The organism is Nocardiopsis lucentensis DSM 44048, assembly GCF_000341125.1.
Lineage (GTDB): Bacteria > Actinomycetota > Actinomycetes > Streptosporangiales > Streptosporangiaceae > Nocardiopsis > Nocardiopsis lucentensis.
In genome coordinates this window covers 1-11,367 of the sequence record NZ_ANBC01000252.1, presented here as the reverse complement: position 1 = coordinate 11,367, position 11,367 = coordinate 1, and the positions used below count along the sequence as shown (strand labels likewise).

General features: G+C 70.3%; 13 protein-coding genes. 5 read left to right on the top strand and 8 right to left on the bottom strand.

Going from position 1 to position 11,367, the window contains the following annotated elements; all coding sequences use genetic code 11:
• Window positions 1–513: 513 nt before the first annotated feature.
• Both D471_RS0108570 and D471_RS33540 read left to right on the top strand, forming a co-directional pair.
• The gene (locus D471_RS0108570) at window positions 514–777 is read left to right on the top strand and encodes a hypothetical protein (RefSeq protein ID WP_017598236.1); all 264 of its coding nucleotides are present in this window, start codon (window positions 514–516) and stop codon (window positions 775–777) included.
• Window positions 778–927: 150 nt separating this feature from the next.
• Window positions 928–2,745, top strand: a complete 1,818-nt coding sequence (locus tag D471_RS33540; RefSeq protein WP_017598235.1) for an AfsR/SARP family transcriptional regulator — start codon at window positions 928–930, stop codon at window positions 2,743–2,745.
• Between the two features lie 67 nt (window positions 2,746–2,812).
• Here the strand turns inward: D471_RS33540 and D471_RS0108560 are convergent, their stop codons facing one another.
• From D471_RS0108560 to rpsB, 6 genes are all read right to left on the bottom strand, one after another.
• The gene (locus D471_RS0108560; protein ID WP_026127539.1) at window positions 2,813–3,994 is read right to left on the bottom strand and encodes a pyridoxal phosphate-dependent aminotransferase; all 1,182 of its coding nucleotides are present in this window, start codon (window positions 3,992–3,994) and stop codon (window positions 2,813–2,815) included.
• Between the two features lie 91 nt (window positions 3,995–4,085).
• Window positions 4,086–5,015 carry a phosphatidate cytidylyltransferase gene (locus D471_RS0108555; RefSeq protein WP_026127538.1) on the bottom strand — a complete coding sequence of 310 codons (930 nt, stop codon included), beginning with the start codon at window positions 5,013–5,015 and terminating at the stop codon, window positions 4,086–4,088.
• A 2-nt stretch (window positions 5,016–5,017) separates the two neighbouring features.
• Window positions 5,018–5,575, bottom strand: coding sequence for a ribosome recycling factor (gene frr, locus D471_RS0108550; protein WP_017598232.1), 558 nt, complete (start codon window positions 5,573–5,575; stop codon window positions 5,018–5,020).
• A gap of 59 nt (window positions 5,576–5,634) precedes the next feature.
• Window positions 5,635–6,378 carry a UMP kinase gene (pyrH, locus tag D471_RS0108545; protein ID WP_026127537.1) on the bottom strand — a complete coding sequence of 248 codons (744 nt, stop codon included), beginning with the start codon at window positions 6,376–6,378 and terminating at the stop codon, window positions 5,635–5,637.
• 171 nt (window positions 6,379–6,549) lie between these two features.
• Window positions 6,550–7,386: a translation elongation factor Ts gene (gene tsf, locus D471_RS0108540; RefSeq protein ID WP_017598230.1), complete on the bottom strand. Its 837-nt coding sequence runs from the start codon at window positions 7,384–7,386 to the stop codon at window positions 6,550–6,552.
• A 123-nt stretch (window positions 7,387–7,509) separates the two neighbouring features.
• A complete protein-coding gene (rpsB, locus tag D471_RS0108535; protein WP_017598229.1) occupies window positions 7,510–8,436 on the bottom strand; it encodes a 30S ribosomal protein S2 in 927 nt (308 codons plus the stop codon).
• Between the two features lie 294 nt (window positions 8,437–8,730).
• Between rpsB and D471_RS0108530 the strand changes: the two genes are divergently transcribed.
• From D471_RS0108530 to D471_RS0108520, 3 genes are all read left to right on the top strand, one after another.
• Window positions 8,731–9,231, top strand: coding sequence for a M23 family metallopeptidase (locus D471_RS0108530; protein WP_017598228.1), 501 nt, complete (start codon window positions 8,731–8,733; stop codon window positions 9,229–9,231).
• Between the two features lie 79 nt (window positions 9,232–9,310).
• Complete coding sequence (locus tag D471_RS40085; RefSeq protein ID WP_161630088.1) at window positions 9,311–9,487, top strand: hypothetical protein; 177 nt, start codon at window positions 9,311–9,313, stop codon at window positions 9,485–9,487.
• 287 nt (window positions 9,488–9,774) lie between these two features.
• Entirely contained in the window at window positions 9,775–10,110 is a 336-nt protein-coding gene (locus D471_RS0108520; protein ID WP_017598226.1) for a hypothetical protein, read from the top strand.
• Here the strand turns inward: D471_RS0108520 and D471_RS0108515 are convergent, their stop codons facing one another.
• Together D471_RS0108515 and D471_RS0108510 are read right to left on the bottom strand one after the other, a co-directional pair.
• Window positions 10,111–10,980 (bottom strand): tyrosine recombinase XerC, encoded by an 870-nt coding sequence (locus D471_RS0108515; protein ID WP_193789748.1) that lies wholly within the window; start codon window positions 10,978–10,980, stop codon window positions 10,111–10,113.
• A gap of 2 nt (window positions 10,981–10,982) precedes the next feature.
• On the bottom strand, window positions 10,983–11,336 hold the full coding sequence (locus tag D471_RS0108510) for a RidA family protein (protein WP_026127536.1): 354 nt from the start codon (window positions 11,334–11,336) through the stop codon (window positions 10,983–10,985).
• Window positions 11,337–11,367 lie beyond the last annotated feature (31 nt).

Genomic DNA, 11,367 nt, shown 5'->3' with positions numbered 1-11,367 from the left:
CCCCCCCAGCCGTTCTCGGCGGAGGTGACGCTGCCTCCGCTCGGCGCGGTGTGGTTCGAGCCCCAGCGGTAACCGGGGCGGCCCGTCGGTCGGCGCCGGGGGCGAGGGGTGCCCCCGGCGCCGGAACCGTGCGGGGAGGGGCGCCCCGACACCACCCGTCACGGTCGAGTCCAACGAAGACAGGGAGCCCATGCGTGAACGAGCGGTCCCACTCGCGGTCACGGTCCTGAGCGGCCTCCTCGTGGGCTTCCTGTCCGCGACCAGCAACAGGGTCGCGCCCGACGGCCTGGTCGACCACACGGTGTGGAGCGCGACCGCCCAGTACGCGGGCGGGGTGGCCAACAGCCTGGTGGCCTGGTTCTGGGTTCCGTTCGCGCTCGGTCGGCTGGAGTCCGTCTCAGTCGGCCGGGCGAACACGTGGGGAGCGGTCTTCATGGCGACCGCGTTCGTCACCCACGACGTGCACACATGGCTGCACGCGGACGTGGCGTCCGGTNCGGCCCCGCCCCGCCGATGGCCAGTGCGACGCTGTGGCTGACGCTCGCCATCGCGGTGGCCGGCGGCGTGATCGCCGGGACCACCGGTTTCCTGTCCCGGCGCCGGCCGGTCACAGCGCTGGTGCTGGCCCTGGTGGTCGTGGCGGAACTGGCACGGCGCCCCCTCGAGTCGTGGCGAAGCGGTATCTCGGCGGCCGAGAACACGACCTTCGTCCTCCTCGCCTGCGCGGTCGTCGTCGGCCTGGCCGCACGGTCCCGGGCGAAGGCCGCGAGCCGCTAGCTGGGACGACACCGCACCCGTGGGCCGTTGGCCCGATGTGGCCATGGGGAAAATGGACACCGATGTTGGCACCCAATACCATTCCCATAGTGAACGTATGACGACATTAAGTAACTTGCGTCGTTCTCTGGCTACTCGTGGGAGGCTGATGTGCCCTTCGTGATCCTGGGTCCCCTCGGCTATGAGGACCCCGACACATGGATCAAGATCCCCCAGGGCAATTCAGCCGTCGTCCTCGCAGTGCTGTTGGTCAACGCCGGACGGGTCGTCCCGGTCGACACCCTCGTGGACGAGGTGTGGGGCGAGATGCCCGTGGGCACGGCACGCAAACAGATCCAGATCCTGGTGAGCGGGCTCCGACGGCGTCTGTCCAAACTCGGTGACGTCATCGAGACCGCCGACACCGGGTACACGGTGCGGGTCGAGTCCGTGGACGTGGACGCCTGGACGTTCGAACGACGTCTGGCGGAGGCACGCGCCGCCGCCGGTCGCGGGGAACCCCATCGGCCAGCCAGTCTCTACCGCCAGGCGGACCGGCTGTGGCGCGGCCCCCACGCGCTGGCGGACGTGCGGACCGGCACCCTGGAGGCCGAGGCCCTCCGCCTCAGCGACCTGCGCGACACCGCGGTCATGGAACGCGTCGACGTCGAGTTGGAGCTCGGCTGGCACGACGCGCTCGCGGTGGAGCTCAGCCCCCTCGTCCGGGAGGATCCCCTCAACGAACGTCTGCGCGGCCAACTCATGCTCGCCCTCCACCGCTCCGGTCGGCGCGCCGAGGCCATCGACGTCTACCACGACGGCCTCAAGACCTTCGAGGACGTCCTCGGTCACCCCCTGGGCCCCGACCTTCGGCGACTCCACCAGCGCATCACCCGACACGACGCGGAGCCCGGCCGCTCGGGCTCCCGCCCCCGGCACGTGCCGCGGGTGCTGCCCAGCGGGGCGTGCCGCCTCATCGGGCGCGGGGCGGAGCTGGACGCGATCCGGCACGCGCTCACCCCCGACGCCTCCGACGCGGTCCAGGCCGTGTGCGTCACCGGACGTCCCGGCGTCGGCAAGACCGCCCTGGCCGTGGCCGCCGCGCACGAGCTCGCCCCCGCCTACCCCGGCGGCACGCTGTACGCCGACCTGGGCGGGGATCCGCCCCCCGCCTCCGTCCTCTCCTGTTTCCTCCGCTCCCTCGACGTCCCCGAGGACGACGTCCCCCGCGAGCCCCACCGACTGGTCGAGTCCTTCCAACGGGCCACGGCCGACCGCCGGGTCCTCATCGTCCTCGACGGTGTCCCGTCCGCCGATCGGGTGGAACCGCTGCTCCCGTCCGGTCCGGGCAACGGCATGATCATCACCAGCCGCGTCGCCCTGGCGGAACTCTCGGGTGCCGTCCGCCTCCCCCTGGGGGCGCTGTCCCCGTCCGACTCCCACTCCTTACTCGCCGAGAGCATCGGCACCCGGCGGGTGGAGGCCGAACCCGAGGAGGCCGAAGCCCTCGCCCACCTGTGCGAGGGACTGCCGCTCGCTCTCCGAACCGTCGGAGCCCGGCTCGCCGCCGCCGGCCACCGGCCCCTGCGGTGGCTGCGCGACCGGCTCGCGGACGAGCGGAACCTGCTGGACGAGCTCCGGTTCGGCGCGCTCTCGGTACGCGCGTCCTTGCAATCCGCCCTCACCCCGACCACGGACACCGAGGCGGGTGTCCTACGCGCGGTCTCGACCCTGGGTCCCCGGGGTTTCGGTGCGGAGGAGGTGGCCGAACTGGCCGGGATGCCCCTCCGGGAGACCGAGGACCTGCTCGACCACCTCACGTCACTCCACCTGCTCGACACCGACGACGGCGCGACCTTCCGCTGTCCCCGCCTGCTCCTGACGCTCCTGAACGAGGACCGCCGGGCGGAGGGAGCCACCGCCCGGGGCGGCGCTTCGCGAGCGGGGTGGACGCCCTCGACGGACGCCTGCTGCACAGCCCCCACGTGAAGCATCCCACCCGCGCCCGGTTCGGACCTCCACTCCGCCTCGGCCCGGGTTCGGGCGGCCGCAGGACCTAAGCGTCGCCCTTGCGCCAGGAGGTCAGGCGGTCCACGGCCTCGTCCAGCACCTCGTCCCGCTTGCAGAACGCGAACCGCAGCAGGTGCGAGCCCTCCTCCTCGTGGTCGTAGAAGACCTGGGCGGGCACCGCCGCCACCCCGGCCTCACGTGGCAGGGCCCGGGCCACGGTCAGCCCGTCGCCGTGGCCCAGAGGCCTGATGTCGGCCATGAGGAAGTACGTGCCCTCGCACGGATACACGTCGAACCCGGCTCTGACCAGACCCGCGGCCAGCCGGTCGCGTTTGGCCTGGAGGGAGGCGCGCTGGGACTCGATCCAGGCCCCTTCGTGGTCGATGGCGTCGGCGATCGCCAGTTGGAGCGCGCCGTTGGCGGAGAAGGTCAGGAACTGGTTCACCGTGCGCACGGCGCGCACCAGCGGCTCCGGACCCATGACCCAGCCGGTCTTCCACGCGGTGACGGCGAACATCTTGCCCACCGAGGACACCGACAGGGTTCGCTCGCGCATCCCCGGCAGAGTCGCCAGGGGCACGTGCGGCAGCCCGTCGAAGGTGAGGAACTCGTACACCTCGTCGGTGAGGGCGAGCAGGTCGTGCTCACGGCACACCTGGGCGATCGTCTCGAGCTCCTCCGCCGTGAACACCGTCCCCGTCGGGTTGTGCGGTGTGTTCACGATGATCACGCGGGTGCGCGGGCCCACCGCGGCGCGTAGTTCGTCGGGGTCGAAGGTGAACGCGCCCCGCTCAGGGTCCGGCCGCAGGGCCACCGGTCGGCGCACACCCCCGGCCAGGGAGATCATCGCGGCGTAGGAGTCGTACATCGGCTCGAAGACGACCACCTCGTCGCCCCGCTCCACCAGGGCGAGCAGTGACGCGGCGATCCCGGCGGTGGCTCCGACGGTCACGTAGACCTCGGAGTCGGGGTCGAGTTCGATGCCGTAGTGGCGAGCGCGGTACCGGCTCACCGCCCGGCGCAGCTCGGGGCGGCCGGAGCCCGGCGGGTACTGGTTCACCCCGTCCAGGATGTGCCCGGTGGCCGCTTCCAGGAGGGAGCGCGGCCCGTCGGTGTCGGGGAACCCCTGGCCGAGGTTGACGGATTCGGTCTCGACGGCCAGGCGGGTCATCTCCGCGAAGACGGTCTCGCCGTAGGAGCGCATGCGATCGATCAACGGTTCATCCACGCAACGAGCGTATCCGCCCCGGCGCGGCCCGCGCCGCCCCTGGGGGGGGCGCCACCGGCGGCCGGGGCCCGGCCCGGACGCGGCGCCCCCGTCAGAGCAGCAGGCTCAGCACCACCCACACCACGGGCCCCGCGATGAGCAGGGAGTCCAGGCGGTCCATCAGTCCGCCGTGCCCCGGCATGAAGCTGCCCATGTCCTTGACGCCGAGGTCGCGCTTGAAGAGCGACTCGATGAGGTCGCCCACCGTGGCCGCGAGCACGACCGCCAGCCCCAACAGCACACCGACCCACCAGGGCCCGTCCAGCATCAGGACGACGCACAGGGCACCGGCCAGCGCGCAACCGACGACCGAGCCGCCGAAGCCCTCCCACGTCTTGTTCGGGCTGATCACCGGTGCCATCTTGTGCCGACCGAGCAGGATCCCGGCGAAGTACCCGCCGATGTCACTGGAGATGGTCACCACGATGAACGTCACCAGGCGGAACTGCCCGTCCTCCGGGTGGGAGATGAGCAGCTGCCACGTGCCGAGCAGGAACGGCAGGTAGACCAGGGTGAACAGGTTCGCCGACACGTCGGCGACGAACCCCTCCGCGCCGCCGCGCAGCCGCCACACGAGCAGGGCGATGGCGGTGAGCGCCGTCGCCCCGGCCAACCAGTCGGCGCCGCCGAAGTACGCGCAGACCTGCATGGCCACGCCGCCGACGGCCATCGGCGCCACGGCCAGGGTCATGCCCTTCCCGGCGAACGCCCGGTTGACCTCGCGCAGACCGATCAGCACCCCGAGCGAGGTGATGATCGTGAACAGCTGGGGCAGGGGGAAGATCGAGAAGAAGACGAGTGCGCCCAGGACGCACCCGCTCGCGATGGCCACCGGGAGGTTGCGACCGGTCTTCACCGGCTCACCTCCCGGCTTGTGCAGCACGAAGCGCTGCCCGGCGGCCTCATCGGCGGGCGATCCCTCGTCGGGTCTGTGCTCCGGCGAGAGGTCGTCGCCTCCGGAGCCGCTGGAAGGAGTGGTCACCACTAAACCTCGAGCAGTTCCGCTTCCTTGTGCTTGAGCAGCTCGTCGATCGACGCGACGTACGTGTGGGAGAGCTTGTCCAGTTCGGCCTGGGCGCGGTGCGCCTCGTCCTCACCGAGCTCGCCCGCCTTGACGCCCTTCTCGAACGCGTCCTTGGCGTGCCGGCGGATGTTGCGGATCGAGACCTTGCTGTCCTCGGCCTTGGTCCGAGCCACCTTCACGTACTCCTTGCGGCGCTCCTCGGACAGGTCCGGGAACACCACGCGGATGACCTGACCGTCGTCGGACGGGTTCACGCCCAGGTCGCTGTTGCGGATGGCGTTGATGATCTCGGTCCGCGCGTTGACGTCGAACGGCGAGATGACCACCATGCGCGGTTCGGGAACCGAGAACGAGGCCAGCTGGTTGATCGGCGTCCTGGCACCGTAGTACTCCACGGTGATCTTGTTGAAGGTCGCGGGCGTGGGACGACCCGTGCGGATCGTGGAGAAGTCCTCCTTGGCGACCGCGACGGCCTTCTCCATCTTCTCCTCGGCCTCGAGGAGGGTCTCTTCGATCATTGTCAGCGCTCCCGGAATCGACTCTGGTGTTCGTGGCTTACTGGGGTGGCGCACCCGCCTCAGGCGGAGGCCGGTCCGACGATGGTGCCGATCTTCTCACCGCGAACGGCGCGCAGGATGTTGCCCTGGCTCATCAGGTCGAACACGACGATGGGCAGCCCGTTGTCCATGCACAGGCTGACGGCCGTGGCGTCCATGACCTTGAGGCCGCGGGTGAGGACCTCGTTGTAGTTGAGCTTGTCGAACTTGACCGCGTCCGGGTTGCGCTGCGGGTCGGAGTCGTAGACCCCGTCGACCTGGGTGCCCTTGAGGACCGCCTGCGCCCCGATCTCCAGCGCGCGCTGGGCGGCGGTGGTGTCGGTGGAGAAGAACGGCGCGCCCAGACCCGCGCCGAAGATGACCACACGGCCCTTCTCCAGGTGGCGGACGGCACGGCGCGGGATGTAGGCCTCGGCGACCTGGCTCATGTGGATCGCGGTCTGCACGCGCGTGTCCACACCGAGGCGCTCCAGGAAGTCCTGGAGTGCGAGGCAGTTGATCACCGTGCCGAGCATGCCCATGTAGTCGGCCCGGCCCCGCTCGATGCCGCCCTCGGTGAGCTGCGCGCCGCGGAACATGTTGCCGCCGCCGACCACGACGGCGACCTGGATGCCCTCGGAGACGGCCTCGGCGATGGACTCCGCGACGTACTGGACGACCTCGGGGTCGATACCCAGGCCGCCGCCACCGGCGAAGGCCTCTCCGGAGAGTTTGAGCATCACACGCTTCCACCCGGAATCGTGCATGGCGGTCTCGGTGCTCATCGCTTTGTTCTCCGACACGGCCTGTGGCCTCCCTTGTTGTTCCCGAGCGGCACAGGGTCCCCCGAGTGCTCCTGCTGCGGACGGACGGGGTGCTCACGCGTTTGAACCCGCCCATATCCGCCGAAGGTGCCGGGGAGCACTCTCCCCGGCACCTCCATCATGTCAAAATCCCTAGGCTTGGCCGACCTTGAAGCGGACGAAGCGCTTGACGGTCACGCCGGCCTCGTCGACGACCTTCTGGACCGTCTTCTTGTTCTCCTTGACGAACGGCTGGCCGAGGAGGGTGACCTCCTTGAAGAAGCCGTTCAGACGGCCCTCCACGATCTTGGGGATCGCCTGCTCGGGCTTGCCCTCCTCGCGGGTGGTCTGCTCAGCGATGCTGCGCTCCTTCTCCACCACGTCGGCCGGGACGTCGTCCTTGCCGACGTACTGCGGAGCCAGAGCGGCGATCTGCTGGGCGACGTCCTTGCCCACCTCGGCGTCGGCCTTGTCCAGCTCGACCAGGACACCCATGGTGGGCGGCAGGTCGGGGTCGGACTTGTGCAGGTAGCTGGCGACGTAGGCGCCCTCGAACTTGGCGATGCGGCGAAGCTCCAGCTTCTCGCCGATGACCGCGCCCTTCTCCTCGATGAAGGCCTGGAGCGTCTTGCCCGGCTCGATCTCGGCGGCGGCGACGGTGGCGAGGTCATCGCTGTCAGAGTTGACGACGAAGTCGGCGACCTCGTTGGCGAGCGCGATGAACTGCTCGTTCTTGGCGACGAAGTCGGTCTCGCAGTTGAGCTCGATCAGGGTGGCCTTGCCCTCGCCCTCCTGCTTGAGGACGACCATGCCCTGGGCGGCGGTGCGCTCGCCGCGCTCAGCCTGCTTCTTCGCACCCTTGATGCGCAGGGCCTCGACGGCCTTGTCGAAGTCGCCCTCGGCCTCGGTGAGGGCCTTCTTGCAGGCCATCATGCCGGAGCCGGTCATGTCGCGCAGCTTCTTGACGTCCGCGGCGGTGAAGTTCGCCATGACTGTTCTCGGATTCCCTTGGAGTGGAGCGTCGGTGGTCTGGGGCCACGGGGCGGCACCCGCGGACCCGCGTGAGCCGCCCCACCGGCGTCGGTGGGGCGGCGGGGTGGGATGACCCGGTGCCTACTCGGCGGAGGCCTCGGGGGCCGGGGTCTCCTCAGCGGGCTTGTCGGCGGCGGCCTCGGCCGGAGCCTCGGCGGCGGCCTCAGCCGGGGCCTCAGCCGGGGTCTCCGCGGCGGGAGCGGCGGCCTCGGTGGAGGCGGCCTCGCCCTTGCCCTCCAGGAGCTCGCGCTCCCACTCGGCCAGGGGCTCCTCGGCGGCCTTCTCCTCACCGGCGGCCTCGGCGCCGGAGGCACCGGAGCGGGCCAGCAGACCGTCGGCGACGGCGTCGGCGACGACGCGGGTGAGCAGGCTGACGCTGCGGATGGCGTCGTCGTTACCCGGGATCGGGTAGTCGACCTCGTCGGGGTCGCAGTTGGTGTCCAGGATCGCGACGACCGGGATGTTCAGCTTCCGGGCCTCGCTGATCGCGATGTGCTCCTTCTTGGTGTCCACGATCCACACGGCGCTGGGCACGCGGGACATGTCGCGGATACCACCGAGGGTGCGCTCCAGCTTCTCCTTCTCGCGGCGGAGGTTGAGGAGCTCCTTCTTGGTGAGCGAGGAGCCGGCGACGTCGTCGAAGTCGATCTCCTCCAGCTCCTTGAGGCGCTGGAGCCGCTTGTGAACGGTGGAGAAGTTGGTGAGCATGCCGCCCAGCCAGCGCTGGTTGACGAAGGGCATGCCGACGCGGCGGGCCTGCTCGTCGATGGCCTCCTGGGCCTGCTTCTTGGTGCCGACGAACAGGATGGTGCCGCCGTGGGCGACCGTCTGCTTGACGAACTCGTAGGCCCGGTCGATGTAGGCCAGCGACTTCTGGAGGTCGATGATGTAGATGCCGTTGCGCTCGGTGAAGATGAAGCGCTTCATCTTCGGGTTCCAGCGGCGGGTCTGGTGCCCGAAGTGGACGCCGCTCTCCAGGAGCTGGCGGATCGTCACGACTGTGGCCATGACCTGGTCCTCCTTGCGGTGGCGGAGACGAACTCCGCCGTCGGTTGTGCCTGACGCCCCGGCCGTACCGCCACTCCGCCGAAGCGGTGTGGACCGTGGGTGCGGCCCCTCCCGGGGGGAGGCGTGTGGACGTGCGAATTGTGGTTGGCCCGATGGGCCGCAGACGATTCTATCCTCCGTCGGGGATACACAGGACCTGCGCTGTGTCCAGGGGGCACCACCCCCTGTGGGCGGGTTGTCCACAGATTCCCCCGACCCCTGGCACACCACCCCCGTTCACCGGACCCTTGACGCATGAGCCCTCGCCGTCTCATCCGTCTGCTGCTGGCCTTCTCCCTTCTGCTGTTCCCCCTCACCCCGGACCGAACCACCGCGCGGGCCGCCTGGCGCTGGCCCCTGGCCGCGCCGGTGACGGTCCTGCACGGATTCGACCCACCGGCGCAGCGCTGGCTCCCCGGCCACCTGGGCGTCGACCTCGCCGCCGAACCGGGGGACGAGGTGTACGCGGCCGGCCCCGGAAGGGTGCACTTCGTCGGCCCCGTGGCGGGAACGCCCCTGGTCAGCGTGGCCCACGGCGACCTGCGCACCACCTACCTGCCGGTGGAGTCCGCACTCGCCCGGGGCGAGCCGGTCGAGGCCGGACAGGTGATCGGAACGCTCGCGGCCGGGCCGACGCACTGCGCCGACCGCCCCTGCCTGCACTGGGGCCTGCTCGAAGGCGCCACCCATCTGGACCCGTTGTCCCTGCTCGGCCGCGGGGAGGTCCGGCTGCTGCCCCTCGGCGCACCGCTGTGATTCCGGGAACGACGGCATCCGGGAAAAGGAACCAACGCGGCCTGGCTCCAGGGCGCGGGCTCCCTTGACCCGGGAGACCATGAACGGTAACCCCGGAAATCCCACAGACCCGAAGATACGGTTCGCCGAGATCAATCCGGTGGTCGCCGAATCCTTCCCCGTTGTCTTCCGCCCCTGCATCGAGGATTTCGACGAAGAGGCCGATGGGTTCTACGAGCACGACGCGGACAGACGACACCTCAACCTTCCCCCGTGAAACCAGCGAAGACAAGCGAAGAGTGGCCACAGGAGTCCATGAGATCATCCTCAACCCATCCGGTGTGGAGGACAACCCTGGTGCCACAGCGGAGACCACCACGACATGGCAGTCCATCGACACCCGTACTGAACGCCACGAAGAAATGATGAAATGGCCGGACGATGACCAAGTCGCCATCGCATCGTGAAACCACGGAACTCTGACACATGAGCGGTGAAGAATCCGGGGCCAGCGCACCCACGAACACGGCTCGTTCCGCCCTCCACCGCCGTCGAACACAGTACGTGATCCTCATCAGTCTGTTCCTGTCCGCCATCGGCTCCGGAACCGTCCTGTGCCTCCTCTTGTGGCCCCCCGACCTGGTGACCGAGGCCGACGGAAAAGTCGCCTGCGTCAGCGCCCTGGGAAGCAACTCCGTGTATGACGAGAACGACGACGGCATCACGTCGGAATGGTGGGCGCGCGAGGAGGACACGTGTGAGCGCCTCCGACGCGCACGCATCGCGACGGCGATCCTGGTGGCGGTGCCGACGACGATCGCCGGGGCGGTCGGGGTGACTGCCCTGGTCTTCCGTCGACGACTCGCCGCCCCCGAAGCGGAGAGGAGCGCCGAAGAGTAGTCAGGCGCGGGGGTGGGCCCGTCGGTAGGTGTCGCGGAGCCGGTCCACGGACACGTGCGTGTACACCTGGGTGCTGCGGGGACTGGCGTGGCCGAGGAACTCCTGCACGCTACGCAGGTCGGCGCCGCCGTTGAGCAGATGGGTGGCGGCGCTGTGCCGCAGACCGTGCGGACCGCCGTCCACCCCGGCGGCGCGCAGGTGGGCGTGGACGTCCTCCCTGGCCTGACGCACCCCCAGGCGACCGCCTCGGGCCCCGAGGAACACCGCCGCGCCGCTGGCCTGAGTGGCCCACTCAGGCCGCCCCGCGGCGAGCCAGGCGTCCAGCGCGTCCAGGGCGGGCGCTCCCACCGGTACCGTGCGCTCCTTGTTCCCCTTGCCCACCACGCGCACCGTGTTCCGTTCCCGGTCCACGTCGTCCAGATCCAGTGCGCACAACTCGGCCACCCGCACGCCCGTGGCGTAGAGCGTCTCCACCACGGCGTGGCGGCGCAGCTCGACCGGAGACTCGGCGGACGCGCCGGAGAGCGCCTCGGCGGCCTGGCGCTCGTCCAGCACCGTCGGCAGCGACCTGCGCTGGGCGGGGCTGGCCAGGCGTGGCCCCGGATCGGTGGCCAGGACGCCCTCGCGGTGCAGGAACCGCGTGAAGGCCCGCACGGCGGCCACCCGACGCGCGACCGTGGCCCGGCTCGCCCCGGCGTCGCGGGCGCGCGAGAGCCAGGCGCGCACCAGCGGCACGTCCAGTTCCGCCACCTCGTGCCCGGTCTCCTCCAGATGTGCCAGGAGCGAGCGCAGGTCGGCGAGGTAGCCGCGCACCGTGTGCGGCGACCGGCCGAGCTCGCCGGACAGATGGGCGGCGAAGGGTTCCAGCACGCTCACCCCCGGGGCGGGCAGGCGACGGCGTCGATCTCCAGCAGGTAACTCGGGTTGATCAGACCGCTGACCTCCACCAGGGTCGCGGCCGGGCGGTGGTCCCCGGGGAGGCAGGACAGGAGCGCGGGTCGGAACTCGTCGAGGTCGGCGATGTGGCGCAGGTAGTAGGTGAGCTTCACCACGTGGGTGAGGTCGGCGCCATGCCGGGCGAGGACGGCCTCGATGTTCCGGAAGATCTGGCGGGTCTGACCCGTCACGTCCCCGGCGACACTCCCGTCGGGCGCCTGCGGGGTCTGTCCGGACACGAACAGGAGGGGACCGTCGGCCAGGAGGGCATCGCTGTACGTGGAAGCCATGACATTGACCGTACCCTCACCGCTGCGACGG

Excerpts from the sequence above, each read along its gene's own strand:
- D471_RS0108530 (WP_017598228.1), top strand. The coding sequence starts at position 8,731 with ATGAGCCCTCGCCGTCTCATCCGTCTGCTGCTGGCCTTCTCCCTTCTG.
- rpsB (WP_017598229.1), bottom strand. The coding sequence starts at position 8,436 with ATGGCCACAGTCGTGACGATCCGCCAGCTCCTGGAGAGCGGCGTCCAC.
- D471_RS40085 (WP_161630088.1), top strand. The coding sequence starts at position 9,311 with ATGAACGGTAACCCCGGAAATCCCACAGACCCGAAGATACGGTTCGCC.
- tsf (WP_017598230.1), bottom strand. The coding sequence starts at position 7,386 with ATGGCGAACTTCACCGCCGCGGACGTCAAGAAGCTGCGCGACATGACC.
- D471_RS0108510 (WP_026127536.1), bottom strand. The coding sequence starts at position 11,336 with ATGGCTTCCACGTACAGCGATGCCCTCCTGGCCGACGGTCCCCTCCTG.
- pyrH (WP_026127537.1), bottom strand. The coding sequence starts at position 6,378 with ATGAGCACCGAGACCGCCATGCACGATTCCGGGTGGAAGCGTGTGATG.
- frr (WP_017598232.1), bottom strand. The coding sequence starts at position 5,575 with ATGATCGAAGAGACCCTCCTCGAGGCCGAGGAGAAGATGGAGAAGGCC.
- D471_RS0108570 (WP_017598236.1), top strand. The coding sequence starts at position 514 with ATGGCCAGTGCGACGCTGTGGCTGACGCTCGCCATCGCGGTGGCCGGC.